26 protein-coding genes and 1 tRNA gene are annotated in these 24174 nt (G+C 67.7%); 17 read left to right on the top strand and 10 right to left on the bottom strand.

What is annotated here, in order from left to right; all coding sequences use genetic code 11:
- The first annotated feature begins 236 nt into the window (after positions 1-236).
- The 7 genes from ACZ5KP_RS10420 to ACZ5KP_RS10390 all read left to right on the top strand — a co-directional run bounded on the left by ACZ5KP_RS10420 (position 237) and on the right by ACZ5KP_RS10390 (position 3928).
- On the top strand, positions 237-632 hold the full coding sequence (locus ACZ5KP_RS10420; RefSeq protein WP_460921719.1) for a hypothetical protein: 396 nt from the start codon (positions 237-239) through the stop codon (positions 630-632).
- Complete coding sequence (locus tag ACZ5KP_RS10415; protein ID WP_460923413.1) at positions 566-1141, top strand: DUF3267 domain-containing protein; 576 nt, start codon at positions 566-568, stop codon at positions 1139-1141. Before ACZ5KP_RS10420 ends, ACZ5KP_RS10415 begins: the two co-directional genes overlap by 67 nt.
- 71 nt (positions 1142-1212) lie before the next feature.
- Complete coding sequence (locus tag ACZ5KP_RS10410; RefSeq protein ID WP_460921720.1) at positions 1213-1503, top strand: UPF0175 family protein; 291 nt, start codon at positions 1213-1215, stop codon at positions 1501-1503.
- A 3-nt stretch (positions 1504-1506) separates the two neighbouring features.
- Positions 1507-2016, top strand: coding sequence for a PIN domain-containing protein (locus ACZ5KP_RS10405; protein ID WP_460921722.1), 510 nt, complete (start codon positions 1507-1509; stop codon positions 2014-2016).
- Between the two features lie 48 nt (positions 2017-2064).
- Positions 2065-3078: a phosphoribosylformylglycinamidine cyclo-ligase gene (gene purM, locus ACZ5KP_RS10400; RefSeq protein WP_460921724.1), complete on the top strand. Its 1014-nt coding sequence runs from the start codon at positions 2065-2067 to the stop codon at positions 3076-3078.
- Positions 3079-3253: 175 nt separating this feature from the next.
- On the top strand, positions 3254-3406 hold the full coding sequence (locus ACZ5KP_RS10395; RefSeq protein ID WP_460921726.1) for a hypothetical protein: 153 nt from the start codon (positions 3254-3256) through the stop codon (positions 3404-3406).
- Positions 3407-3424: 18 nt separating this feature from the next.
- The gene (locus ACZ5KP_RS10390) at positions 3425-3928 is read left to right on the top strand and encodes a hypothetical protein (protein ID WP_460921728.1); all 504 of its coding nucleotides are present in this window, start codon (positions 3425-3427) and stop codon (positions 3926-3928) included.
- A 7-nt stretch (positions 3929-3935) separates the two neighbouring features.
- Here ACZ5KP_RS10390 and ACZ5KP_RS10385 read toward each other — a convergent pair whose 3' ends face one another.
- The gene (locus ACZ5KP_RS10385) at positions 3936-4766 is read right to left on the bottom strand and encodes a ZIP family metal transporter (protein ID WP_460921730.1); all 831 of its coding nucleotides are present in this window, start codon (positions 4764-4766) and stop codon (positions 3936-3938) included.
- A gap of 173 nt (positions 4767-4939) precedes the next feature.
- Positions 4940-5491 (bottom strand): CBS domain-containing protein, encoded by a 552-nt coding sequence (locus ACZ5KP_RS10380; RefSeq protein WP_460921732.1) that lies wholly within the window; start codon positions 5489-5491, stop codon positions 4940-4942.
- A 138-nt stretch (positions 5492-5629) separates the two neighbouring features.
- Here ACZ5KP_RS10380 and ACZ5KP_RS10375 point away from each other — a divergent pair, with 138 nt between their 5' ends.
- From ACZ5KP_RS10375 to ACZ5KP_RS10355, 5 genes are all read left to right on the top strand, one after another.
- On the top strand, positions 5630-7426 hold the full coding sequence (locus ACZ5KP_RS10375) for a YcaO-like family protein (protein WP_460921733.1): 1797 nt from the start codon (positions 5630-5632) through the stop codon (positions 7424-7426).
- Between the two features lie 143 nt (positions 7427-7569).
- A complete protein-coding gene (locus ACZ5KP_RS10370; RefSeq protein ID WP_460921735.1) occupies positions 7570-8568 on the top strand; it encodes a glutathione S-transferase family protein in 999 nt (332 codons plus the stop codon).
- 96 nt (positions 8569-8664) lie between these two features.
- Positions 8665-9840, top strand: a complete 1176-nt coding sequence (locus ACZ5KP_RS10365) for a CBS domain-containing protein (RefSeq protein WP_460921737.1) — start codon at positions 8665-8667, stop codon at positions 9838-9840.
- Between the two features lie 92 nt (positions 9841-9932).
- Positions 9933-10310, top strand: coding sequence for a helix-turn-helix domain-containing protein (locus ACZ5KP_RS10360; protein WP_460921739.1), 378 nt, complete (start codon positions 9933-9935; stop codon positions 10308-10310).
- Positions 10307-10603 carry a DUF7521 family protein gene (locus ACZ5KP_RS10355; protein ID WP_460921741.1) on the top strand — a complete coding sequence of 99 codons (297 nt, stop codon included), beginning with the start codon at positions 10307-10309 and terminating at the stop codon, positions 10601-10603. Before ACZ5KP_RS10360 ends, ACZ5KP_RS10355 begins: the two co-directional genes overlap by 4 nt.
- Before the next feature lie 50 nt (positions 10604-10653).
- Here ACZ5KP_RS10355 and ACZ5KP_RS10350 read toward each other — a convergent pair whose 3' ends face one another.
- The 4 genes from ACZ5KP_RS10350 to ACZ5KP_RS10335 all read right to left on the bottom strand — a co-directional run bounded on the left by ACZ5KP_RS10350 (position 10654) and on the right by ACZ5KP_RS10335 (position 13172).
- Complete coding sequence (locus ACZ5KP_RS10350) at positions 10654-11130, bottom strand: DUF5790 family protein (RefSeq protein WP_460921743.1); 477 nt, start codon at positions 11128-11130, stop codon at positions 10654-10656.
- Positions 11131-11319: 189 nt separating this feature from the next.
- Entirely contained in the window at positions 11320-12369 is a 1050-nt protein-coding gene (locus ACZ5KP_RS10345; protein ID WP_460921745.1) for a DUF7544 domain-containing protein, read from the bottom strand.
- Between the two features lie 138 nt (positions 12370-12507).
- Positions 12508-13020, bottom strand: coding sequence for an Hsp20/alpha crystallin family protein (locus ACZ5KP_RS10340; RefSeq protein WP_460921747.1), 513 nt, complete (start codon positions 13018-13020; stop codon positions 12508-12510).
- Positions 13017-13172 carry a DUF7559 family protein gene (locus ACZ5KP_RS10335; RefSeq protein WP_460921749.1) on the bottom strand — a complete coding sequence of 52 codons (156 nt, stop codon included), beginning with the start codon at positions 13170-13172 and terminating at the stop codon, positions 13017-13019. Before ACZ5KP_RS10335 ends, ACZ5KP_RS10340 begins: the two co-directional genes overlap by 4 nt.
- Before the next feature lie 289 nt (positions 13173-13461).
- Here ACZ5KP_RS10335 and nrdR point away from each other — a divergent pair, with 289 nt between their 5' ends.
- The 3 genes from nrdR to ACZ5KP_RS10320 all read left to right on the top strand — a co-directional run bounded on the left by nrdR (position 13462) and on the right by ACZ5KP_RS10320 (position 17652).
- A complete protein-coding gene (nrdR, locus tag ACZ5KP_RS10330; RefSeq protein ID WP_460923415.1) occupies positions 13462-14001 on the top strand; it encodes a transcriptional regulator NrdR in 540 nt (179 codons plus the stop codon).
- The gene (locus tag ACZ5KP_RS10325; RefSeq protein WP_460921751.1) at positions 13976-16507 is read left to right on the top strand and encodes a ribonucleoside-diphosphate reductase subunit alpha; all 2532 of its coding nucleotides are present in this window, start codon (positions 13976-13978) and stop codon (positions 16505-16507) included. The genes nrdR and ACZ5KP_RS10325 overlap by 26 nt, the downstream gene beginning before the upstream one ends.
- A 152-nt stretch (positions 16508-16659) precedes the next feature.
- Entirely contained in the window at positions 16660-17652 is a 993-nt protein-coding gene (locus ACZ5KP_RS10320; protein ID WP_460921753.1) for a ribonucleotide-diphosphate reductase subunit beta, read from the top strand.
- Positions 17653-17739: 87 nt separating this feature from the next.
- Here ACZ5KP_RS10320 and ACZ5KP_RS10315 read toward each other — a convergent pair whose 3' ends face one another.
- The gene (locus tag ACZ5KP_RS10315; protein WP_460921755.1) at positions 17740-18777 is read right to left on the bottom strand and encodes a succinylglutamate desuccinylase/aspartoacylase family protein; all 1038 of its coding nucleotides are present in this window, start codon (positions 18775-18777) and stop codon (positions 17740-17742) included.
- Between the two features lie 112 nt (positions 18778-18889).
- Between ACZ5KP_RS10315 and ACZ5KP_RS10310 the strand changes: the two genes are divergently transcribed.
- Complete coding sequence (locus ACZ5KP_RS10310; protein ID WP_460921757.1) at positions 18890-20254, top strand: APC family permease; 1365 nt, start codon at positions 18890-18892, stop codon at positions 20252-20254.
- A 423-nt stretch (positions 20255-20677) separates the two neighbouring features.
- On the opposite strand, the gene ACZ5KP_RS10305 is transcribed toward ACZ5KP_RS10310, so the two are convergent.
- Together ACZ5KP_RS10305 and ACZ5KP_RS10300 are read right to left on the bottom strand one after the other, a co-directional pair.
- Positions 20678-20751, bottom strand: a tRNA-Lys gene (locus tag ACZ5KP_RS10305).
- A gap of 25 nt (positions 20752-20776) precedes the next feature.
- Positions 20777-21448: a DUF7119 family protein gene (locus tag ACZ5KP_RS10300; RefSeq protein ID WP_460921759.1), complete on the bottom strand. Its 672-nt coding sequence runs from the start codon at positions 21446-21448 to the stop codon at positions 20777-20779.
- Positions 21449-22264: 816 nt separating this feature from the next.
- On the opposite strand from ACZ5KP_RS10300, the gene ACZ5KP_RS10295 reads away from it, so the two are divergent.
- Entirely contained in the window at positions 22265-23227 is a 963-nt protein-coding gene (locus ACZ5KP_RS10295) for a phytoene/squalene synthase family protein (protein ID WP_460921761.1), read from the top strand.
- A gap of 63 nt (positions 23228-23290) precedes the next feature.
- Here the strand turns inward: ACZ5KP_RS10295 and cruF are convergent, their stop codons facing one another.
- On the bottom strand, positions 23291-24148 hold the full coding sequence (gene cruF, locus ACZ5KP_RS10290) for a bisanhydrobacterioruberin hydratase (protein WP_460921763.1): 858 nt from the start codon (positions 24146-24148) through the stop codon (positions 23291-23293).
- Positions 24149-24174 lie beyond the last annotated feature (26 nt).

Here is a 24174-nt window from a genome sequence, read left to right as displayed (position 1 = left end):
CGGGCCCCAGGCCGTAAGACGATTCGCCTCCCGGAGTGAAAGTGGTCGATGGCGACCGGATGGAGACGGCTGGTACCCGGAAGCCGACGGAGTGGATCCGGTTCGATCTGGGCAGGCATCCGATGCCGGCCACGTACCGTCGATTCTGGATCTGGACGTCGCCGGGTGGGTGCGCGATCGAATCGCCCCGCCACGACCGGGGGACCATTATTGTCGTCCGTGCTGAACGAGTCCGTATGTCCGCTGACGGCGCCACCGAGGCCGAGACGGTGCTCGCCGATCTGGAACTGTCACGGAGCCTCGCGATCCAGTGGGCCGTCGTCGGGACGATGGGCGTCGGCGTCGCGCTCGGCGCGTTCAGCGGCCTCTATCAGGCCGCGACGGGGCAGACGCCGTCGTACCTGATCGCGCCGTCCGGGGTCGGTTGGTGGGTCGAGCCGCTCTCGGTGCTGGCGATCCTCGCCCTCGCGAGCGTGATCATCGTGCCCCACGAGTGGCTCCACGGCCTGGCGATCGCTACTACGGCGGCGAACCGCGGTACGGCGTCGGCGTCGCACACTTCGTCCTGCCCTATGCCTACGCGACGACGGACCACCGCTTTTCGCGGAACGAGTTCGTCGTCGTGTGCCTGACGCCGCTGATCGTCCTCACGCTGGTCGGCGTCCCGCTGATGATCGTCTTCGAGTGGGGCTGGCTGGTCCTTCCCCTCGCCGCGAACGCCGGCGGCGCGGTCGGTGATCTCTGGATGGCGATGGTGCTACTGGGCTACCCGTCCCACGTCCGGGCGGAGGACCACAAGACCGGGATCCGAATCCTCGGCCAGCCCGGCGACGAACCCCGCGATCTCCCGATGACGAGGGCGGTCTGGGACGCGCTCGTGGGGGCGGCCCTCGTGGCGATCGGACTTCTCGTCGTCCTGAGCTTCGGCGGCCTCTTCCTGCTCGACGCGCTCGGCGTCGAGTCGCTGACTGTCGGCGAACCGGGGACGATCACGTTCGTCTTCGAGTACGTCAACACGCCGGAGGAGATCTCGATCGGCGTCGGATCGGGCGTGTTGCTCATCGGCGCGCTGCTCGGACTCGTCTACTCGTTCGCCCGGAGCTATCTGCGGGTGCGGACGCCCAGCACGGCGGAAGCCTGAGCTGGCCGCGATGGCCCACGGACAGGCCGAGCTCCGCAACGTTTGTATACATTGTCTGCATTGTAAACAGCATGGGGACGATCTCCGCTCGCGTACCGGACGACCTCGAAGACGAACTGGAGGCCTATCTGGAGGCCGAACAGTTCGACCGCAGTACTGCCGTCCGAAAACTACTCGCCGAGGGACTCGACGCGTGGCGAAAGGAGCGTGCGCTCGATCTGCTGGAGGCTGGTGAGGTCTCGTTCGCCCGGGCCGCCGAGATCGCCGACGTGTCGGTGTGGGATTTCGCCAGGCTCGCGGAGGAACGAGACGTTACCTGGGTGGGCGGCGACCACCTCGCCGAGGACCTCGAGGAGCTTTGAGGAATGTACGTCTTCGACGCGACGCCGCTGATCTACCTCGCAAAAGTCGAGCGCCTCTCACTCGTCCTCGGTACCGTTTCGGAAGCGGTCGTTCCCGAGCCAGTCCACCGGGAGGTCGTCGTCGACGGGATCGAGGCGGGGCACGCCGACGCCCGGCGCGTCGAGCGAGCGATCGACGAAGCGGCGCTCCGGGTCGTTCCGGTGTCCGACGCCGATACGTTCGATCGGATCGTGCGGAACGAGCGACTGACCGACGCGGACGCAGCTGTCCTCGCAGTCGCAGCCTCGGCAGACGCGATCGCAGTCATGGACGAGCAGTACGGCCGCGACGTCGCCGACGCGGAGGGGATTCCCACGCGCGGGACGGCGTTCCTCGTGCTCCGCGCGCTGCGCGACGACCACATCGATGCCGAGGAAGCCCGGACGATCGTCGACGACATGGTCGACGCCGGCTGGTACTGTGCGCCCGATCTCTACGCCAAACTGCTCGAGAAGATCGAAGAGCTCGGCTGACCCACGCGGACCGGAGCGCTTTTGCTCGCGACGACAGCACTCCGATGCATGACCGAGGACGGGGCCGACGGGACGGACGACCCGGCGACCAAACCGGGCGAGGAGGGGCTCACCTACTCCGAGGCGGGCGTCGACATCGGCGAGAGCGAGGCCGCGACCGCCGCGTTGCTCGACGCCGTGGGCAACGTCGTCGACACTGAATACGCGGGCATGCTCGAGGTCGGCGACCAGTATCTCGCACTCGCAACCGACGGCGTCGGAACGAAGCTCATGGTCGCCGAGGCCATCGAGGACTACACCACGATCGGCATCGACTGCGTCGCGATGAACGTCAACGACCTCGTCGCCGCGGGCGTCGAGCCGCTGGCGTTCGTCGACTACCTCGCCGTCGACGAACCCGGAGAGACGCTCGCCAACGAGATCGGGCAGGGGCTCGCCGTCGCGGCGGAGGAGACCGGGATCGCGCTGCTCGGCGGCGAGACCGCCGTCCTCCCGGAGGTCGTCACCGGGTTCGACCTCGCGGGCGCCTGCGTCGGGATGGCCGATCAGGACGCCGTCTTCCCCGGCGAGGCCGAGCCGGGCGACGCGCTCGTCGGCGTTCCCTCAACGGGGATCCACTCCAACGGCCTCACGCTCGCTCGCGAGGCAGCCACGCTCGATCACGAGTACGCGGACCCGTTCCCCCCGGAGCCCGACCGGACGATCGGCGAGGTCCTCCTTGAACCGACCGCGCTCTACGTCGACCTGCTCGAGCCCATGCGAGCCCACGGCGTCCGCGCCGCTGCCCACGTCACCGGCGGCGGCTGGACGAACCTCGAGCGGATGGGCGAGTACCGTTACGAGATCGAGAACGCGTTCGATCCCCAGCCCGTCTTCGAGTTTATCCAGAAATGTGGCAACGTCTCCGAGGAAGAGATGCACCGGACGTTCAACATGGGCACGGGCTTCGTCGCTGCGCTGCCCGAGGATCGGGCCGCTGCACTCGCCGACGCCGTCGACGGGCGCGTGATCGGACGCGTCGAGGAAGGGAGCGGCGTCTCGATTCGCGACGTGGAACTCTGAAGAGTAGGTGCAAATCGGCGACAGCACAGGTCTGTCCGGCCGGGATCCAAATCGGAAAGGGCCAGCCCTATCTGGCGATACGCATCGTCGCTATGCACGCCAGATCGGACCATGGCAGTGACCTGGAGTCACACATGCAGACACGTTTATTACGCTGGGACGGCACGATCTGAACATGAGTCGTTCTCGTCCCGACGATGGGCAGGAAAACGGCGACGAGGATCCACAGCGTCCGGAGGTCCCGGAGGGTGTCCTTCGCGGGATCGAGGACATCGCGGAGGGACGGACGGCGAGCAAAGAGGATATCGAGGCGCTTCTGGAGTACTGATACGGTTTCGAGGTAGCTGTGCGTCGCGTTCCGCTATCGGACGAAGAAACGAGAGTAATCTTTGCTGGTGAAGCAGCGCGATGCCTGGCCGAGCTCGACGCAACGGGACAGGAAGAGATAGTCAGCAGACTTCTGAATATCGTCGCGAGCGATGCTCTCCCGAGTTCGTTTGTGCACGAACGAATTGCCAATCTCGATATTATCACTGTTGGCGATCAGTGCCGATTGTACACCAGAGTCGTGGACGAGATCCCGCGAGGAGACACGGAATACCACGTCCTATTTCTCTTCTTCATCGACCCCACACACGAGTATCCCCACGCTACAATGGCTGAATACAGCCGGAGTGCAGAGGCGAAGGCCGAGATCGTCACTGCCCTCGAGACGGTGCCGGACGTCGATAGTTTCTCGCGGCCCGCGATGCACTCGACGAAGATGACTTGCGGGATCTACTCCCATAGCGCTCTCTGGAACTCGAGGCACCGAATCGGTATTTCCCAGTCCACCGCATTCGGCCAGTGATTGTTCCCTACCCGAGGCTCACGTCGAGGAACAGCATCACGATCGTCCCGACCATGAGCCCGAGCGTCGCGAGCCGCTCGTTCCCGCGGAGGTGCGTCTCCGGGATGATCTCGTCGGAGATCACGAACAGCATCGCGCCCGCGGCGAAGCCCATCGCGTAGGGGAGCAACGGCTCGACCTGGGAGACGGCGACCGCGCCGAGCACCGCCAGCGGGATCTCGACGACGCCCGCACGCAGCCCTGCGACCGCCGCGTAGAAGCGCCGGTCGAGGCCGGCGTTGATGGCCGCGACGGAGACGGCCAGCCCCTCGGGCACGTTCTGCAGCCCGATCGCGACCATCAGCGCGAGTCCGTTCTCGACCTCGCCGGAGCCGAAGCCGACGCCGACGGCGAGCCCCTCCGGCATGTTGTGGAGCGTGATCGCGAGGATGAAGAGGACGACGGGCGCGAGACGCTCCTCGTCGAGGTCGATGTCGTCGGGCGGGTTCGCGGCGTCGCTGCGACGGCGCCCGGTCAGCAGGTAGTGGGCGTGGGGAACCAGCCGGTCGGCCTGGTCGAGAAAGAGGGCACCGAGCGCGACGCCGACGAGCGTCGGGATCGGGTCGCCGCCGGAGTACTGCTCGATTCCCGGGATGATGAGGCTCGTGAACGCCGCGGCGAGCATCACCCCTGCCGCGAACCCGAGCGCGGCGTCGAGCCCGCGCTGGGTCGGGTTCCGCCAGATGAGCACGAGCGACGCGCCGAGGAGGTTCATGGCCGCGATGACGAGCCCGCCGACGAACGCCTGGAGGACGGGATCCGTGCCGACGAGATCGACGAACGCCTCGGCGAGACTCATCACGACCGGACCTCGTCGAGACCGCCACACCACCGCGACGGCAGTCGATGCCCAGCGCTCCTTCGCATGTTTCTCGAACTACGAGACGGACTGCCAAGAACCCACATGGTCTGGATTGGGACCGTAGCCGGGATCGAACTGGATTCGGCGAAGGGTCCACTCACCGCCGCCGCTCAGGAGACCTGCGCGGCGATGTCGGCCTCGGTGATCACGCCGACGAGCTCGCCGTGGGAGACGACGAACACTGCCCGATTGTGGTCGAGGTAGCTGTCGACCTCGTCGAGCGGGGCGTCCGGCTCGACGGTGCTCACCGACTCGTGCATGACCTCGGAGACGGGCAGCTCGCCGATCGTGTCCTCCGGTCCCTCGCGGGCCTCCCGGATATCCGTGTTCGAGATGATCCCCTGCGGGGCGCCGTCCCGGACGACCGGGAGCTGGGAGTAGCCCTCCTCGAACATCACGTCCTTGGCCTCCCGGACGGCGTCGTCCGGGGCGACCGTGACGACGTCCTCGTACATCAGATCCTCGGCGCGGACGACGCCACCCTCTGCCTCCTCGAGCCCCTCGACGATCCGCCGCAGCGTCGAGAGCCGCGGATCCACGTCGCCGCCCTCGATGCGGGCGATCAGGGGCTGTGAGACTTCCGCGGCGTCGGCGAGCTCGCTCTGGGTGAGGTCGAGCTCGTTCCGGCGCTCTCGGAGGTCCGCAGGCGTGGGGAGTTCCATGACGGGTGATTACCTTGGGTTATACTAAAACGTTCGGGTGGACGGTGTTGGTCCCTGACGTCCACCCGACGGATCACGTCGGACCGCGTGCTCACCGATTCCCGATCCTTTTTCGCCGGCACGACCCACGAGCCGACCATGACAGTGCGACTGGTGGGCCAGGGGCCGGCGATCGACGCCGTCGCGGCCGCACTCGGCGACGTCGACGTCCGGGTCGAGCGCGGCGGCGTCGACGGACTGACCGACGCGAGCCTCGGCGTCGTCTGTGCCACCGCTGGCGACGGCGTCTTCGAGCGCGCGAATCGCCTGCTCGCGGACGGAGGAGCAACGGCCGACGACGGAGCTGGTGGCCGCTGGATCGCGATCGAGGTCGGCGGGATCGGCGGCGTGCCGATCGAGGGCATCGACGCAGCGATCACCGGCTTCGCGCCCGGCGGTCCCTGCTATCACTGCCTCCAGCAGCGCGTCGCGGCGAACGGGCCGGAGCCGGCCGACGCGGCCAGCGCGGACCGGAGCGCCGTGCGGATGGCAGGCGCGGTTGCGGGGCGGGAAGTCGTCCGCGCGCTCGCGGGCAAGGATCGGCTCTCCGGGCGCGTGATCGAGATCCCTCACGCCGAACGAGAGCTGTTGCCCGTCCCCGGCTGTGAGTGTGCGGACAGTGGGGAGAGTAGCGACGATCGCGACGCCGCCGGGGGATCGGTCCCACGAACGTTCGAGGATCGGCCGCTCGAGGAGACCGTCGCGCGGATGGACCGGGCGATCGACCCCCGCGTCGGGATCGTCTCCGAGATCGGCGAGGCCGAGTCGTTCCCAGCGCCGTACTACCTCGCGACGCTCGCGGACACGACCGGGTTCAGCGACGGCGACGCGCCGCGGCAGGCCGCCGGGATCGCCGACGACTGGAACGCAGCGCTCGCGAAGGGCGTCGGCGAGGCACTGGAGCGCTACGGTGGCGCGATCTACCGGGAGGACGCGTTCCGGCGGGCTGCACCCACATCGCTGGACGGCGCCGTGGCACCAGCGGCGTTCGCTGGCGCGGGCGAGGATGCGCCGGACGGCGAGGCCGAGCGATCGATCCCCTGGGTTCGTGGCGAAGCGCTTGCAACAGGCGACGAAATTGGGCGGAACGGCGAAGACGGCGACGCGTGGCTCCCCGCAGCGGCGGTCCACTTTCCGGGGCCCGAGCCCCGCGTGGTCCCCAGCATCACCACCGGTCTGGGCCTCGAATCCTCCGGCGTCGGCGCCTTGCTCGCAGGCCTCACGGAGTCGATCGAGCGCGACGCGACGATGCTCGCGTGGTACTCGACGTTCGAGCCGCTCGGGCTCACCGTCGACGACGAGGCCTTCGACCGGCTCGCGAAACGGGCCAAGAGCGAGGGGCTGGACGTGACCCCGCTGCTGGTCACCCAGGACGTCGACGTGCCGGTCGTCGCCGTCGCGGTCCACCGCGAGGATCCCTGGCCGCGGTTCGCAGTCGGCTCCGCCGCCGCGCTCGATCCGACCGCGGCCGCGACTGGTGCGCTCGAGGAGGCGATCCAGAACTGGATGGAGCTGCGCTCGATCGGCCCCGAGGCCGCTGCGGACCGCCAGGACGCGATCGGCCACTTCGCCGACTTCCCCGACTCCGCGCGGGAGTTCGTCGACGTCGACCCTACCGTCGCCGCGAGCGACGTCGGGCCCGCGGACCCGTCAGAGGGCGAGGCCGCGCTGACGGCGCTCCTCGAAGCGCTCGGCGACGCCGGAATGGAAGCCTACGCGGCTCGATTGACGACGCGAGATCTGGAACAGCTGGGGTTCGAGGCCGTTCGGGTGCTGGTACCCGACGCACAGCCGCTGTTTACCGGGACCGCTCGGTTCGGTGAGCGGGCCGAGCGCGTTCCGGAATCGCTGGGCTATGAATCCCGGCTGGATCGCGAGCACCACCCGTACCCCTGACTGGCGCCGTGGGAGTTCGCAACGTCTCGACATTGGCACAGCGACTCGATGCACGTCACGGTGGCGTGCGCGGGCCGGTTTCCCGGTAATCCCACACGACGGCGACGAGCCTTTCGGGCCAGCCGCCCTATCCTCTCCCACCCATGAACATGCTCGTCGACGGCGAGTGGCGGACGGACGCTTACGAATCCACGGACGACGACGGCTCCTTCCAGCGCCAGTCCACGGATTTCCACGACGTCGTCGAAGACGATCCCGATGCCGATCATCCCGCGGAGGCCGGTCGCTACCACCTGTACGTCTCGCTGGCGTGCCCGTGGGCCCACCGGACGCTCCTCGCCCGGTCGCTGAAGGGGCTCGAGGACGCGATCAGCGTCGACGTCGTCGACCCGTTCCGCGCCGACGACGGCTGGCAGTTCACGCCGGAAAAGGAGGGCTGCACGCCCGACACCGCCAACGGCGCGGACTACCTTCGGGAGATCTACGTGAAGGCCGACCCCGACGCGACCTGCCGGGTGACGGTGCCGGTGCTCTGGGACAAGGAAGCGGAGACCATCGTCAACAACGAGTCCGAGGAGATCCTCCGGATGCTCGACACCGCGTTCGACTCGATCGCGACCCGCGACGTGGACCTCTACCCAGAGGGCTACCAGGACGACGTCGACCGGATCATCGACGAGATCTACGAGCCGATCAACAACGGAGTCTATCGGACGGGGTTCGCCGAGACGCAGGAGGCCTACGACGAGGCAGTCCACGAACTGTTCGACGCGCTGGAGCACTGGGATTCGGTCCTCGCAGACCAGCGCTACCTCGCCGGCGATCGGCTGACTGAAGCCGATATCTGCATGTTCACGACGCTCGTGCGCTTCGATTCGGTCTACCACACGCACTTCATGTGCAACCACAAGCTGATCAGAGAGTACGAGAACCTCTGGCCGTACCTGCGCGACGTGTATCAGACGCCGGGCGTCGCGGACACCGTGAATCTGGATCACATCACGGAGCACTACTACACGACCCACCCCGACGTGAGCCCGAAGCGGATCGTCCCGATGGGCCCAGACCTCGATTTCGAGGCACCGCACGACCGCGACGAACTGGCCGGCGAGCCGCCCGAAGCGCTGGCCGCGCTGGTCTGAGGCGGCGTCCGGAGCCAGGTGTAGCCCCGTCCAGAATCGCAGAACCGCGCCTCGCCGAGGCCTCACGTTAAGGCCCTGCCTTCCCAACGTCGTAGCATGCCGAGCTTCCGGATCGGATCGGCCTTCGGCGTGCCGGTCAAGCTGGACCTGACCTTCCTCCTCGTGTTGCCGCTGTTCGCGTATCTCATCGGCTCCCGGATCGAGGACACCGCGGAGCTGTTCAACGAGACGCTCGACGCGGGACTGTCCGTCGGCTCGCTGACGGCCGGATCGACGCCGTGGCTCCTGGGGATCGTCGCTGCACTCGCACTGTTCGCCTGCGTGCTCGCCCACGAGTTCGGCCACTCGCTCGTCGCGATGCACTACGGCTATCCGATCGACTCGATCACCCTCTGGATCTTCGGCGGCATCGCGTCGCTGACGGAACTCCCCGAAGACTGGAAGCAGGAGTTCCAGATAGCGATCGCGGGACCGGCGGTGAGCGTCGCCATCGGGATCGGGAGCTTCGGGCTCGCGACGGTCCTCCCGATCGGCAGCGACGGTCTGACCTACCTCCTGCTCTACCTCGGCGTCTTGAACGTCGCCCTCGCCGCGTTCAATCTGCTACCGGCGTTTCCGATGGACGGGGGACGGATCCTCCGGGCGCTGCTCGGGCGGACCCGCTCGTTCGCGGAGGCGACCCAGACCGCCGCCAACGTCGGCAAGGCGATCGCGATCCTGATGGGGCTCGTCGGGCTGCTTCGGTTCGACATCATCCTCGTCGGCATCGCCTTCTTCGTGTACATCGCGGCGGCCGGCGAGGCCCAGCAGGTCACGACCAAGGCCGCATTCGAGGGCGTTCTCGTCTCTGACGTCATGACGCCCGTCGATCGCCTGCACGTGATCGCGCCGGACGCGTCGGTCCAGGAGCTCCTCCAGCGGATGGTCCAGGAGCGACACACCGGCTACCCAGTCGTCGAGAACGGCGAGCCCGTCGGCATCGTCACGCTCGACGACGCGCGTGAGGTCCGGGAGGTCGAGCGGGAAGCGTACGAGGTCGGCGAGATCATGAGCACCGACCTCGTCACGATCACGCCGGAAGAGGAAGCGATGACGGCAATGACCCGCATGCAGGAACACGGCGTCGGCAGACTCCCGGTCGTCCACGACGGCACGCTCGTCGGACTCGTTTCGCGGAGCGACCTGATGGCCGCGCTGGACGTGCTCCAGGAGGGCGGGAGTCTCACCGAGACCGCCGCGGCCGGTCGTGGCCCGGTGGACCGCCCCCGCTGACAGCACGCTGTCGTCGCCGACCCCCTATCGCTGGGGCGTCGATCGGCTCCGTGCCGGTTCCTTTATGGGGCGCGCAGGTCGTGATCCGGTCGATGGTTCGGGATCCGTTCGAGGAGGCCGACACGCCTGACCTCGCCACCCTCCTCGACGCGCTGAGCGACCCGGACTGCCGCGAACTCGTCAGCGCGATCGACTCCCCGATGACCGCGGCGGAGCTCTCGGAGGTCTGTGACATCCCGCAGTCGACGACCTACCGGAAGCTCGACCAGCTCTCGGAGGCGACGCTCCTCGAGGAGCTGACCGAGATCCGCTCGGACGGCCGGCACACGACCCGCTACGCCATCGCCTTCGAGAACGTCGACGTCGGCCTCGACGAGGATCGAACGTTTACGGTGGAGATCACGCGGCCCACGCGGACCGCCGACGAACGGCTGGCCCGCATGTGGTCGGAGGTACAGAAGGAACTATGAGCCCCCACGCAACCGTCGGCGTAGAGGTACAGCTCGCGATCATGATCGTCAAGACGTTGATCCTCGTGACCGGCGGAGCGGTCACCTTCTTCGCGTACAAGGCGTACGCCCGCACGGAGGAGCGATCGCTGGGGCTGCTCGCGACGGGTTTCGGGTTGATCACGCTCGGCGTGCTACTCGCGGGGTTCCTCTCGGAGCTACTGCACCAGTCCCTCGGCGTCGGCATCCTCTTCGAGAGCCTGCTCGTGCTCGCGGGGTTGCTCGTGATCGCGTACTCGCTGTACGAGCCCTGAGACGTCAGCTCGGAACCGTTCCGCGTCGCGTCCCGCGTTCGAGGAAAACGTTACTCCGCTGCCTCGGCTTCCTCGCCGCCGTCTGCGGCCGCCTGGTCTTCGCTCTCGTCCTCGGCATCGCCGTCTGCCTCGAGCGCAGCGGCAGCGTCCTCCAGATCGCCCCGAAGCTCCGGGATCGTCGAGGTGAGGTCGGCGACGTCCTCGTGGGCGTCCTCGACGGTCTCGAGCAGCTCCTCGACCGTCTCGATCTCGGCCTCCAGATCCTCGGCGTCGTCGAACGCGTCGGCGCGCTCGCCCATCGTGTACCACTTCTTGGCGTCCCGCAGGTGCTCCTCGGCGTCGCCGACGTCGAGGGCAGTCTTCAGCCCGTTGAGCACGCCGAGCGTGTTGTCCGCGTCGATCTCCCAGACGTCGTCGGCCGCGGGGAGGGCGCCGCGAGCCTGTGCGAGCGAGTCCTCGACGTCGGCGCGCATCTCGGTTGCCGCCTCGCCGAAGAGGTCGTCGTCCGCCAGCGTTGACTGGCTCATACCTCGGCTACGGGCCGCGGGTGATTAAGCGATGTCCCGAGAGTGAAAGTGAAACTGAACGACTCGACCGGCGAAACGGCAGAATTCGACCGGATGCCGTTTCACTATCGATTCGCAGCCAGATCGCGACGGGGTGGCCCCGCCGAGTACCAGTTCAGACGGTTGATCGTCGGGCCCGAACTGCGCAGCTCAGACAGCGATGCCGTCCTCGCTCCGGGTTTCCGCCCGGAGCTCCGGGATCAGGTCGAGTTCCCCGTCGACGTCGCCCAGCACGAGCAGGGCGTAGATCCAGAGGTAGCACTGGAAGGGCACGGCAATCACGGCCCACGCGGCGACCCCGACGAGCACGAAGATCGCGAGCAACACTCCGAGCACGGCGATCGCGACGCTCCCCAGCGAACCGAACCCCCCGGCGAGCACGATCGCGATCGCGGCGAGCGTCCCGAGCACGACTCCGGCGAGGGCCAGAATCACGACGATCGCGATCGCAGCCGCGATCCCCACCGCGACGCCCAGCCCGATCCGCACGACGCCGTAGAGCAGGTACTCGACGGGATCGCCACGGAGCGTCGGCCAGAACCGCCGCCAGCCGGCGACGACGCCGCGATCGGCCGCGATCATCGTCGGCACGACGAACTGCAGGGTCAGTACCTCGATCGCCCACGCGACGACGAGGACGACCGTCGCTGCTGTCCCGAGGACGGCCCCGCTGGTGCGGTCGAGCGAAGAAACGTCGAGCCCGGTGCCGACGACGGCCACCGCGACGAGTCCGAGCGTGACGATCGTCAGCCCCCAGATCACGATCCTGAGCACGAGCACCCCGATCGCGTTCCGGAGATGCCGCCGGCCGTCCCGCCGGATCCGGACCCCGTCGGTGCGCAGCGCCTCGACGAGAACGAACCGCATCAGCGTCCCGACCAACACGTACGCGACCGTCAACAGGAGGACGATTCCCAGCACTGCGAGCAGCCAGCCGGGCCAGGTCCCCGGCGACGCGAGTTCGACGCCGTCGGCGAGGATCGTCGCGTCGGGGTCGGCGTTCGTCGCGGCCGTCGGATCATATATCTCCCAGAACCGCGGATCGGCGAACTGTGGGTTCGCCGGGATCGGCGTCCCGGGCGTCCCCATGAACAGCACGACCAGCGCCAGCGACGCGACCCGGTGAATGGAGAGGGGCAGCACGAACAGCCGCGTGGCCTCGATCGCGTCACTGACGCTTCGAAGCGCCGTGCGAGCCATGACCGGTCGGTTGCGCCCAGGGCGGCTAATAGCTCCCGGTCGGACCGTCGACCACGACCGGGGCGGTTGAGCTCTCGTGCACGAGCGCGTCGGCCGGATTGCCGGTCACGAACGGGCCGGTCGGACGGGGCGTGGCGGTCACGCGGAGTCGTCGCTCGTCTCGTCCGCCCGCTCGACCTCGTCTCCTTCGGCCTCGTCTCCCCCGACTGCCTCCCGCTCCGCGTCGGTGCCCGCCGCTCCGTCGTCGGCGTCCTCGGCCGACGCTTCGACCTCGGCGGTCTCGACTTTCGGCAGTTCGACCTCCAGCGTCCCCCGGTCGGTCAGCGTCGCCTTCGCGTGCTCGGCCGTCACCACTGCGTTCTCCGGGAGCTCGACCTCGCCGTCGAGTGAGAGACCGCGGCCCGGGAAGCGCATGGAGAAGCCGTCGTGGAACTCCCGAAAGCGATCGACGCGGACGAGCACGCGACCGTCGGCGTAACGCACCTGCACGTCGCTGGTCGTCGCGCCGGGCGCGTCGAACACCGCCAGGTACCCCTCGTCGCTCTCGAGGAGATCGACCGGGAGCGAGCGTCGCTCCTGGACGCGCGCCGCTGCTCGCCCGGCGCGAGTCGCCACGGCGTCGCCGACGGACTCCCCGAACTCCCTGATCACAGCTCGATCGCCCGGAGATCCCCGGACTGGCAGACGGGACAGACGAGGTCGTCGATCCCGTAGTCGTCGGGCACGTCGTAGGTGTAGTGGTTCTCGAACATGTCGAGGAAGCAGTCCTCGTTCTCGCAGGCGACCTCCTGAGTCGGTGGCATGGGAGCGGGTTCGGTCGCGGCCCTATTCAATGGCGGGTGTCCGGGTGGCTCCGCCGGTACCGGGACGTCCGCGAGACGCCGGTCAGGCCCAGTGAGCGGTCGGATGCCCGTGAGCGGTCGGATGCGGCCGATCGGCGCGAACGAATCGGACAAACCAACTAAGATTGTCCTACACCAACTGAGTTGGGAAACCTTTATGGCCCGTCCAACAGACGCCACATATTGCGGCCAGTACGACCGACGCCCCATATGTAGGCTGAAGGGCCTGGAGGTACGACCAGTGACAACCATGCACTGCCCAGACTGCGGGCACGACCGGACGCGCGTCGTCGACACCGGCGCGAGCGACGACGGTTCGTCAGTGCGCCGTCGCCGCGAGTGCCAGCGCTGCAGCTTCCGGTTCACGACCTACGAGCGCCCGGAGTGGGACAGCCTCCAGGTGAAGAAACGAGACGGCGAGATCGAGCCGTTCCGCCGCGAGAAGCTGCGGGCGGGCGTCGAGCGCGCCGTCGAGAAGCGACCCGTCGACGACGCAGCGGTCGACGAACTCGTCGACGACGTCGAGGCGGAGCTGCGCGAGACCGACACCCGAATCGTGAACACGAGCGTCGTCGGCGACCTCGTCTCCTCTCGACTGCGGGAGCTCGACTCCGTCGCGTACATCCGCTTCGTCTCCGTCTACAAGGCCTTCAGCGAACCAGAGGAGTTCCTGCGAGAGCTCGACGCAGTGCTCGACGCGGAGCTCCCCGGCCACGGGGCGTCGGCTGCTGGCGCCGCCGACTCCCACCCAGATTCTCCCGATCATGAGCCAGACCACGACACCGACTGAGAGTCAGACCGAGACCGCTCGCTCGATCCTCGAGCGGGCACGCACCGGCCACGAAGCCAGCGTCACCGACGCCGACGTCGACGAGATCGTCGAGGACGCCCAGCGCGACCTCTACGACGGCGCCGACCGCGAGACGATTTACGAGGCACTCCTCAACGTGACGACCGCCCGGATCGAGCGCGATCCCGTCTACAAGCAGGTCGCCGCGGACGTCTTTCGACAGCGCTACTATCGCCGCCTGCTCGGCGACGAGTTCGGCCTCGACGCCGACGAGCCGGCACCGCTCGAGGGCTACGAGTTCGACCGCGCCTACCGGGAGACGTTCGTCGAGAACCTCCATCGCGGGATCGAGGCCGGCCGCCTCGACGACCGCCTGATCGAGGACGACCGGTTCGACCTCGCCGCGATCGGCGACGCGCTGGTCCCCGAACGTGACGAGAAGCTGGAGTACCTGGCGATGTCGACGCTGGAACAGCGGTACTTCCTCCAGCTCGACGGCGACGACCAGCCCCTCGAACTCCCGCAGGCGTTCTGGATGCGCGTCGCGATGGGCCTGGCCATCGAGGAGGACGATCCCACCGAGCGCGCCCTGGAGTTCTACGAGGTGCTCTCGACGCTGCGCTTCACGCCCTCCACGCCGACGCTCTTCCACGCCGGCACCGCCCACCCGCAGCTCTCCTCCTGCTATCTCACCACCGTCCAGGACGATCTGGAAGACATCTTCGAATCCTACAAACACCACGCCCAGCTCTCGAAGTGGAGCGGCGGGCTCGGCAACGACTGGACGAACCTCCGTGCGGCCGGCTCGCTGATCGAGTCGACCGGCGTCGAGTCCACCGGCGTCGTCCCCTTCCTCCGGATCAGCAACGACGTGACGGCCGCGATCAACCGCTCGGGGAAGCGCCGCGGCGCCGCCTGCGCGTACCTCGAGTGCTGGCACCTCGACTTCCCGCAGTTCCTCGATCTGAAGCGCAACACCGGCGACGAGCGCCGGCGCACCCCCGACATGAACACCGCCGCCTGGATCCCGGACCTGTTCATGGAGCGCGTCCAGGCCGGCGAGGAGTGGACGCTGTTCTCGCCCGACGAGGTGCCGGACCTCCACGGCACGTACGGGGAGGCGTTCGCCGAGCAATACGAACACTACGAGTCCCTCGCGGAGGCCGGCGAGCTTCGACAGTACGAGAAAATCGAGGCCGCCGAGCTCTGGCGACAGCTCCTCACCCGCCTCTTCGAGACTGGCCATCCCTGGGTGACGTTCAAGGACCCCTGCAACGTCCGCAGCCCGCAGGACCACGAGGGCGTGATCAACTCCTCCAATCTCTGTACGGAGATCACGCTCAACACGAGCCAGGACGAGCACGCGGTCTGCAACCTCGGGAGCGTGAACTTCGCGAACCACGTGGCCGCTGCCGCAGACGGGGAAAGCGCCGACGCGCCCGGCGCCGGATCGCTGGACCGCGACCTGCTCTCGGACACGATCGAGACCGCGATGCGGATGCTCGACGACGTCGTGGACCTCTGCTTCTACCCCACTGACGAGGCCGAGGACTCGAACATGCGCCACCGGCCAGTCGGCCTCGGCACGATGGGCTTTCACGACGCGCTGATGGAACTGGAGATTCCGATGGCCTCCGAGGACGCCGTCGAGGCCGCCAACCGCTGGCAGGAGTTCGTCTCCTACCACGCGATCCTCAACTCCTCGAAGCTCGCGAAGGAGCGGGGCACCTACCCCTCCTTCGAGGGCTCGAAGTGGGACCGCGGGCTGCTCCCACAGGACACCGTCGACCGGCTCGAGGAGGAACGAGGGCAGGAGATTCCGACCGAGCGCGAGGAGACGATGGACTGGTTCGTCGTCCGCGAGCACGTCGCAGAGCACGGCATGCGGAACTCGAACACGATGGCGATCGCGCCGACCGCGACGGTCTCGACGATCAACGGCACGACGGCCTCCATCGAGCCGATGTACTCGAACCTCTACGTGAAGTCCAACATGAGCGGCGACTTCACGATCGTCAACGACCACCTCGTCGAGGACCTCCAGTCCCGCGACCTGTGGGACGAGGAGATGATCGACCGGATCAAGTTCCACGACGGCTCGATCCAGGAGATCGACCGGGTGCCCGACGACGTCAAAGAGCTGTACCGTGGCGCCTTCGAGATCGACCCGCGCCACCAGCTCCGATTGACCGCCCATCGCCAGACCTGGATCGACCAGTCCGTCTCCCACAACGTCTTCTTCCCGTCGACGGACGGCTCGCTGCTCGACGACGTCTACACGGAGGCCTGGGAGCTCGGCCTGAAGACGACCTACTACCTCCGGACGCTCGGCGCGTCCCAGATCGAGAAGTCGACCCTGGACATGGCGGAGTACGGGAAGACGCAGCATCGCGACGGCGAGGCGATGACCGACGGTGGTTCGCGGCGATCCGGTGGAGCGGGCTTCGACGACGGCTCGAAAGAGCTCTGTTCGATCGAGGACCCGACCTGCGACGCCTGTCAATGATGGGCTGAGATCGGTTCAAATCCGGGAGGCGGAGTTGAAATCCCTCCACCGGCTTCGTTCCCTCCTCGACGTTCGAAGCCCTCCCCGGGCATCGGATCTCGGCGCACTGCACCGTTCGCTCACCGACTGCGGCCAATTCAAACGATACCACAATGCCAATCCTCGACACCGACACGCAGCACGACCCGAACAAGATCCTGCCCATCGACTACGACTGGGCACGAGAGTACTACGAGGCGGGCGTCGCCAACAACTGGGTTCCCGCAGAGATCCCGATGCAGGACGACGTCTCCCAGTGGAACGGCGACGAACTGACCGACGCCGAACGCCAGCTCGTCGAGTGGAACCTCGGCTTCTTCTCGACGGCCGAGTCCCTGACGGCGAACAACGTCGTCCTCGCGATCTACGAGCACGTCACCGCGCCGGAGTGCCGGCAGTACCTCCTCCGACAGGCCTACGAGGAAGCGATCCACACGGACACGTTCATCTACTGCTGTGACACGCTCGGGTTCGACCCCGAGTACCTCTACGGCATGTACGACCGCGTCCCCTCCATCGAGGAGAAGGACGAGTTCGTCGTCGAGCTTACCCGGACGATCGACCAGGACGACTTCGAGATCGAGACGGTCGAGGACGTCCGGGCGTTCCTCCGGGACCTCGTCGGCTTCTACGTGATCATGGAGGGGATCTTCTTCTACGCCGGCTTCGCGATGATGCTCGGGCTGCGCCGGCAGAACAAGCTCCCCGGCATCGGCCAGCAGTTCGAGTACATCATGCGCGACGAGTCCCTCCACGTCGGGTTCGGCGTGGACCTCATCCAGCAGCTCCGCGAGGAGCATCCCGGCGCCTGGACCGACGAGTTCGGCCAGGAGGTCACGGCGCTGATCGAGGAGGCGGTCGAACTCGAGCAGATCTACGCGCTGGAGGCCTGCCCCGAGGAGGTGCTGGGGATGAGCGGCGACCAGTTCGCAGAGTACGTCGAGTTCGTCGCCGACCGCCGACTCCGACAGCTCGACCTCGACGAGCGCTTCGGCACCGAGAACCCCTTCCCCTGGATGTCCGAGCAGGTCGACCTCAACAAGGAGAAGAACTTCTTCGAGACGCAGGTGACCGAGTACCAGAGCGGCGGGGCGCTGGAGTGGTGATCCGCGGTCACCGCCAGCGTCGCTGGAAGGGCGATCACAGAACGACCGACTGAACGAAGCTGGCCGAGGGGGAGCGAGCGTCGACCGCTAGATCGCTTCTTCGACGCCGTCGTCGATGTCGCCGCCCTGGGACTTCTCCATCGCCCGCAGCGTGTCCTCGTTCAGCTTGACGATGTGACAGAGCGGATTGCCGGGGTAGACCACCGGGTTCTCGAGCACCCCGGCCAGCAGCCCCGTGAACGGCGCCTCGACCACGTCGCCCTCGCGCTTGAACGGGCTGGTGATCGTGCAGATGGCCTCGCCCTCCCGGACGAGCCCGCCGCGGTCGGCGTGCATGTCGACGATCCCGCCGATGTCCGCGCGGAGCCACGTCTTCTCGGAGCTCTCCTCGATGACGGTGCGCCAGCCGGGCCACATTACCGGGGCGTCGGGATGGAGACCGAACTCGGCGAAGACGCTCGCGACGCCCGTGAGCGCACGGTCGATCAGCCCGCGCTGGAAGCGGTGGGCCTCGCCCATCTCGACGGTGATGGTCGGGACGCCCGCCTCGCTGGCCTCCCTGCGCAGCGAGCCACTCGGGCCGTCGGAGTCGATGATCACGTTGGAGGCGAACCCCCGCGCGACGCGGGCCACGTCGTCGTTCGCCATCTCCGCGCGGACGTGGAGCATGTTGGTCCGCCCGCGCGTCGAGGTGTGGAAGTCGATGCCGAGATCGCAGGGCTCGACGAAGTTCTGGAAGATCGCGTGGGCGATACGCTTGGCGCTCGTGGAGTCCGCGTCGCCCGGGAAGGATCGGTTGATGTCGCGGTCGTAGATCGGGAGGTAGCGCTGCTGGGCGAGGAATCCGGGGACGTTGAGCACCGGCAGACAGACGAGCGTGCCGTGGAGGCTCTCGTGCGACCAGTCGTGGGCGACCTCGCGCACGACCTCGATCCCGTTGAGTTCGTCGCCGTGGGCCGCCGCAGTCAAGCAGACCGTCGGTCCGGGATGAGCGCCGTTGACGATCGTGACGGGGATCCGGACGGGGTCGCCGAGGTACGTCTCGCTGACGGTGAAACGGAGGTTGGCGGTCTCGCCGGGCTCGACCTTGCCTCCGCTGTAGGTAAAGTCGGCCGCGTCGGGCATACGCACCGTGGGGGTGCCTGTGGGATAAAGCCGCTGGCACGGTGACGTCGCCGCCGGTTTTCGCGGATCCTGGCACAAGGCCCATCCGCCAAGGCGCCGTACGACCAGTGAGATGCCCGAGCAGCAGCTCGGTCTCGTGGCGTGCGTCTCGATGGCACTGGGCGGAATGATCGGCGGCGGGATCTTCGCAGTGCTCGGCGTCGTGGCCCAGCTCACGGGCCCGGCGACGTGGGCGGCGTTCGCGCTCGCCGGTGCGGTCGCGGGCTGTGCAGCCTACTCGTTCAACGCCCTCAACCGGATCGTCGACGACAACGGCGGCTCGGTCACGTTCGTCCAGACGTTCACCGGCAACTCGACGCTCGCCGGGATGACGGGCTGGACGTTGCTCGTCGGCTACGTCGGCTCGATGGCGATGTACGCGTACGCGTTCGGGAGCTTCGCCGTCGGCCTTTCCGTCGTCCCGGGGAGCCTCGCGGGGGTCGGTCTCCGGCCCGTCGTCTCCGTGCTCGCGATCGCCGCGTTCGTCGGGCTCAACCTCCTCGGCGCGCAGGCGACCGGCTCCACGGAGAACGTCCTCGTCGGGCTGAAGGTCGGCATCCTGCTCGTGATGGGGCTCGGCGGGCTCTACTACGGCGCGACACACGAGGGGCTCTCGACGGGCGTCGGCCGACTCACGCAGATCTCTCTGGACCCGATCATGGCCGCGGCGGTCTCCTTCGTCGCGTTCCAGGGCTGGCAGCTGCTCTTCTACGACCAGGAGTCGATCGAGAACGCCACGGAAACGATTCGAAACGCGATCTACGTGTCGATTCCGACGGCGGCGCTGCTCTACGTGATCGTCGCGATCACCACGCTGTCGCTGGCGCCCGACGACGTCATCCGGAGCCATCCCGAGCGCGCGCTGGCGGTGGCCGCCGATCCGTTCCTCCCGGCGGGCTTCCTGCTCATCTCGCTGGCGGCGCTGTTCTCGACGGGGAGCGCGATCAACGCCACGCTCTTCTCCTCGGGCTACCTCGCGAAGGGGATGCTCTCGGCCGACCTCCTGCCGGATCGCGCTGGCGATTCGAGCGCGAGCGGCGCGCCTCAGCGGACGGTCCTCTGGCTGGGCGCGATCACGGCACTCTTCTCCGTGGTCGGCAGCCTCGGCGCGATCACCTCCTTCGCCTCGCTGGCGTTCATCGTCGTGTTCGGCGCGATGTGTGCGATCGCTCTCGATCAGCGCGACGCCGAGGCGATCAACCCCGTCCTGCCCGCTGCCGGCCTGATCGGCTGTGTCTCCTTTTTCGTCCTCATGTTCTACCACCTCTACCGATCCGAGCCCGGAACGCTCGTGACGGTGATCGCGATCTCCGCTGCCGTCATCGGTACGGAGCTACTGTACTTCGAGCGGGACGTGCTCGAGGAGGAGATCGAGGAAGTCGAGGAGCTGGTCGAGGACGCGGTGCCGGGTAGAGCGGACGCGGCGGACGGGGAGTGATCCAGGCGAAGCGCTCGCTGCCACGTTCACGGAGCACGCTCGTCATCCTACTCTCAGCAAGCATCCGCGCGAGCGAAGCGAGCGCGGTTCACTCCGCGCGAACAGAGTGAGCGCCGAGGGCGGTCTTTTTCCCCAAGTTTTTGCGACCGAGTGGTTCCCGCAGCGAGCCAGCGGCGTAGCCGCTGGCGAGCGAGGAAACCCGAGGGAGTAAAAAGTGGGTGATGGAGCGGGCCGGGAGGGACTGAGCGATTCCATCGGAATCGCGAAGGTCGAAAGGCGAGCGAAGCGAGTCTTTCGGGAGTTGAACCACGCCGAGACGGTCCGGGCTGCGGCCTCGCTTGCGCTCGGCCGGTCCGGGCTGCGACTCGTCTACTTCAACTCCCTTCGTGGCCGCTTCGCTCCTCACGTCCGTTCGTCGCGAAGCGGGCCGGGAGGGAGTTGAACCCCCGACCATCTGGTTAAAAGCCAGACGCTCTGCCTGACTGAGCTACCGGCCCTACGAGACGACTCGCCGGCCGCCGATTAAAACGCTTCCCACTCCGCCAGCGCCTCGTCGACGATCTCGCCGGGGGACCGCCCCTCCGTCGCCGCCCGCCGTCGCAGCTCGCGGTAGGTGTCCATCGGGAGCTGGAGCCTGAGCGCGCCCGGCTGGACGCCGTGAGCGGAGAGCGCCGCTGCCGGCGTCGCGCCGTCGTTGATCTCGCTGGCGATCGAGCGGACGTCGCGAACGGTGAGATCGTGGTCGAGCGTCGCCCACGCGAGATCGTAGCGGGCGGGACCGCTGACGCGCGCGATGTGTTTGGCGGCGGTGGGCGCGATCTCGCCCATCGCGACGTGGCGGCGGACGGCCCGCGGGAGGTCGTGGACGCGCGCCCACTTGCGGATGAACGCGACTGTGACCTCCTCGCCCGCACGTTCGGCTGCGGCCTTGTATGAGCCCTCGCCACGGACGAGTGCGGCGCAGGCTGCGGCGCCGCGGAGCATGTAGATGTTGTCCTCGGCACCGACGGTGTCCGTGGCGAAGGAGTGCACGACGTCTGCGGCGCGAGCGAGGCTCTCGGGATCCTCCGGGTCGAACTGGACGGCCTCCTCGGCCCGCTGGCCGGCGATCTCCTCGTCGCCGCGGATCACGGGCTCGCCGACCGGCGACTCCCGGTCGGCCGGAATCTCCTCGGTCCCTCGCTCGCCAGTCATCGATTCCCGGTTCGACCCCAGCGGGTAAAAACGGTCGGCCTCCGGCGGATCCCCGGACGTGATCGATCCTGCGGCTGTCGAGCTACGGTGACAGCACTGGAGATGCGGCTCGTCACTCCTCCCGGCGCTCGGAGAGGTGCTCCCAGATCTCCGTACATCCGGCACCCTCCTCGACGTCGGCCAGGTGTTCGTCTGCGCGCTCTTCCTCCTGTTTCGTCGCCCCCTCGGTCATCGCGAACCCTCCGTGGGCGACCCTGCTCGATGCAGGTCGTCGGACGACACTGCGTAGACGCTCATCGATACCCCGTATTCGGGCGACGCTCATAAAGCAACGTGCGCCAACAAGCATGGCCCGCGCTAGCCAGAACAGGATATTGTTTCCTCTATCTGGGTCAGGTGAATCGGCGGAAATCGCCAGCAGGCAGCCCGATCCCTGGAAAACGGGCGTCGCGAGTCAGCCGTCGTCGTCCGGCGCCGGTACGGCCGAGCCGCGACGACGGTATCCCCCGGCGTTCGACCGGCGGGGCTGTCGAGACCCCCTTGCAGCGACGAGTGCTGCCAGACCTGGCCTGGCCGTGGACCAGGGCCCCGGTGAAATCTATCGGCAAAATCGTCCTGTTTCCCTGCCGACTGGCAGGGATCCACCCCAATGTCGGTCCCTGGACCCATGCTGCCACGCGACCGGCGCCATCCACGGCACCGCCGCCCAGTTCGTGGGCTACCCATAGGCCAACGATTAAGCGGCTCCCTCCCGATACTGTGAGCACATGATCGGGCGAAACAATCGAGGGGGCAGACGGGCGAGGCCCCCACTACATGCTTGAGGACAGTCAGGTCGAGCGGAGCCGGGCGATCCAGCGGCGCACGGGACCCACCTTCTACTTCGCGACGAAGTTTCTCCCGGACCGCGTCCGCGAACCGACGCACGTCCTCTACGCCTTCTTTCGGATCGCCGACGAGGTCGTCGACGACGTCGAGGCCGTGGACCGGCCCGCCGGGGAGAAGCGCGAAGCCCTCGAGTCGTTCCGGGCCGAGGCCATCGGCGACGCCGAGCCGAGTGACCCGGTGCTCGACGCGTTCCGCGAAGTGAAGGCCGCCCACGACATCCCCGACGAGGAGGTCCACGCCTTCGTCGACGCGATGGAGACCGACGTCGCGAAGTCCCGGTACGCCGACGTCACGGAGCTTCGCGAGTACATGCGCGGCTCCGCCGCCGCCGTCGGTGCCATGATGACCGCGATCATGGAGCCCGCCGATCGCGACCGGGCGATGCCCCACGCGAAGGCCCTCGGCGAGGCGTTCCAGCTGACGAACTTCCTGCGGGACGTCCGCGAGGACGTCGTCGACCGCGACCGGATCTACCTCCCACAGACCACGCTCGACCGCCACGGCGTCGATCCCCAGCAAATCGCCGACCTCGAGTTCGACGCGAGCGTCGCAGCCGCGATCCGGGAGGAGCTCCACCGCACCGAACGGTTCTACCGCCACGGCGTGAGCGGGATCGAGACGCTCCCCGCGGACTGTCAGTTTCCCGTGCTCCTCGCCGCGGTCCTCTACGCGGACTACCACCGCTCGATCCGCGCGAACGGCTGCAACGTGATCGACGCGGCGCCGACACTGACGCGGCGGCGCACGCTCTCGCTGTTCGCGAAGACCCGCCTGCGCTGGCAGTTCGATCGCGATCCCGCCTCCGTCTTCGACGCGGTCAGTCCCGTCGGAATGCCGGATCGGACCGACGAGGAACCGACCGGCGAGCCGTTGACGTTGCCGACGCCCTGATCCGTCGATCCGGGCGAAACGGCTGCTCTCGATAGACGGTCTCGAAATTACTCGATCGTTCAGTTATCGCTCGACTGTCCAGGGACCGACGGACAGTCCAGCGAAGTCGAACCACGGCGCCCGCACGAGCACGAGGAGGATCCCGAGTGCGATGAGCGCCGGAACGACCTGTAGCGACGCCGCGTTGACCAGCCCCCAGAAGATCGCGAAGTTGATCAAGTCGTCGAGCAGGTACGGACACGTCTCGAGCCGCGCGACGATCGCGTCGTGATCGAACGCGAGCGTGAGGATCCCCACCGCGACCGTCGCCGCGAGGATCCATCCGAGGAAGTTCACGATCGGCACGCCGTAGTACGGTCCCGGCTCCGCCCAGCCCCAGAACGACAGCGAGACTGCACCGGGATCGAGCACGAGATCGAGCACGACGACGAGCGCTACGACGATCGGGAACCGGACCGCGAGCCGATCGGCCCGATCGCCGAGGGCGAGCACGCCCAGGAGATAGCCGTTGAGCAGGATGGGAACGAAAAACACCGGCAACGCGAGCGGAATTTCGCCGAACAGCATCGGGCCCAGCTCGCGCTGATAGGCGAACTCGCCGTAGGGAAGCCCGGTGGTGACGCCGACGTACTCGATCGTCCAGGTGAACGCAGCGAGCGCAAGCAGTCCGAATGCGGCCCGGCGGTCCACGAGCGGCGCGATCCCGGCGATCAGCGGCAGGGCCATCACCGTCACCGCCGCGACCATCATGTAGGGGTTGAACGCGAGCGCGTCGGGGACGTAGCCCGCCTCGCCGGCGAGCAGCAGGACGACGCCCACGAGCGGGACCGTCACCGCGATCGTCACCCGGTTCTCGCGGACGATCGCATCGAGTGCGGACTCGACGCGCTCGCGATCCGTCGCACCGCCGAGGCGATCCATCGACTGTGGCTGGCAGCCGCTGGGAC

The sequence above is a fragment of the Salinarchaeum chitinilyticum genome (genome assembly GCF_055390775.1).
Note: the sequence above shows the minus strand (reverse complement) of the source record. Positions and strands in the feature narration are given on the sequence as shown.

Coding starts and splice junctions, on each gene's coding strand:
- ACZ5KP_RS10380 (WP_460921732.1), bottom strand. CDS start 5,491: ATGGAACTCCCCACGCCTGCGGACCTCCGAGAGCGCCGGAACGAGCTC.
- ACZ5KP_RS10315 (WP_460921755.1), bottom strand. CDS start 18,777: ATGCCCGACGCGGCCGACTTTACCTACAGCGGAGGCAAGGTCGAGCCC.
- ACZ5KP_RS10295 (WP_460921761.1), top strand. CDS start 22,265: ATGCTTGAGGACAGTCAGGTCGAGCGGAGCCGGGCGATCCAGCGGCGC.
- ACZ5KP_RS10320 (WP_460921753.1), top strand. CDS start 16,660: ATGCCAATCCTCGACACCGACACGCAGCACGACCCGAACAAGATCCTG.
- purM (WP_460921724.1), top strand. CDS start 2,065: ATGACCGAGGACGGGGCCGACGGGACGGACGACCCGGCGACCAAACCG.
- ACZ5KP_RS10385 (WP_460921730.1), bottom strand. CDS start 4,766: ATGAGTCTCGCCGAGGCGTTCGTCGATCTCGTCGGCACGGATCCCGTC.
- ACZ5KP_RS10405 (WP_460921722.1), top strand. CDS start 1,507: ATGTACGTCTTCGACGCGACGCCGCTGATCTACCTCGCAAAAGTCGAG.
- ACZ5KP_RS10355 (WP_460921741.1), top strand. CDS start 10,307: ATGAGCCCCCACGCAACCGTCGGCGTAGAGGTACAGCTCGCGATCATG.
- ACZ5KP_RS10410 (WP_460921720.1), top strand. CDS start 1,213: ATGGGGACGATCTCCGCTCGCGTACCGGACGACCTCGAAGACGAACTG.
- cruF (WP_460921763.1), bottom strand. CDS start 24,148: ATGGATCGCCTCGGCGGTGCGACGGATCGCGAGCGCGTCGAGTCCGCA.
- ACZ5KP_RS10350 (WP_460921743.1), bottom strand. CDS start 11,130: ATGAGCCAGTCAACGCTGGCGGACGACGACCTCTTCGGCGAGGCGGCA.
- ACZ5KP_RS10300 (WP_460921759.1), bottom strand. CDS start 21,448: ATGACTGGCGAGCGAGGGACCGAGGAGATTCCGGCCGACCGGGAGTCG.
- ACZ5KP_RS10310 (WP_460921757.1), top strand. CDS start 18,890: ATGCCCGAGCAGCAGCTCGGTCTCGTGGCGTGCGTCTCGATGGCACTG.
- ACZ5KP_RS10345 (WP_460921745.1), bottom strand. CDS start 12,369: ATGGCTCGCACGGCGCTTCGAAGCGTCAGTGACGCGATCGAGGCCACG.
- ACZ5KP_RS10370 (WP_460921735.1), top strand. CDS start 7,570: ATGAACATGCTCGTCGACGGCGAGTGGCGGACGGACGCTTACGAATCC.
- ACZ5KP_RS10365 (WP_460921737.1), top strand. CDS start 8,665: ATGCCGAGCTTCCGGATCGGATCGGCCTTCGGCGTGCCGGTCAAGCTG.
- ACZ5KP_RS10335 (WP_460921749.1), bottom strand. CDS start 13,172: ATGCCACCGACTCAGGAGGTCGCCTGCGAGAACGAGGACTGCTTCCTC.
- ACZ5KP_RS10420 (WP_460921719.1), top strand. CDS start 237: ATGTCCGCTGACGGCGCCACCGAGGCCGAGACGGTGCTCGCCGATCTG.
- ACZ5KP_RS10375 (WP_460921733.1), top strand. CDS start 5,630: ATGACAGTGCGACTGGTGGGCCAGGGGCCGGCGATCGACGCCGTCGCG.
- ACZ5KP_RS10360 (WP_460921739.1), top strand. CDS start 9,933: ATGGTTCGGGATCCGTTCGAGGAGGCCGACACGCCTGACCTCGCCACC.
- ACZ5KP_RS10325 (WP_460921751.1), top strand. CDS start 13,976: ATGAGCCAGACCACGACACCGACTGAGAGTCAGACCGAGACCGCTCGC.
- ACZ5KP_RS10395 (WP_460921726.1), top strand. CDS start 3,254: ATGAGTCGTTCTCGTCCCGACGATGGGCAGGAAAACGGCGACGAGGAT.
- nrdR (WP_460923415.1), top strand. CDS start 13,462: ATGCACTGCCCAGACTGCGGGCACGACCGGACGCGCGTCGTCGACACC.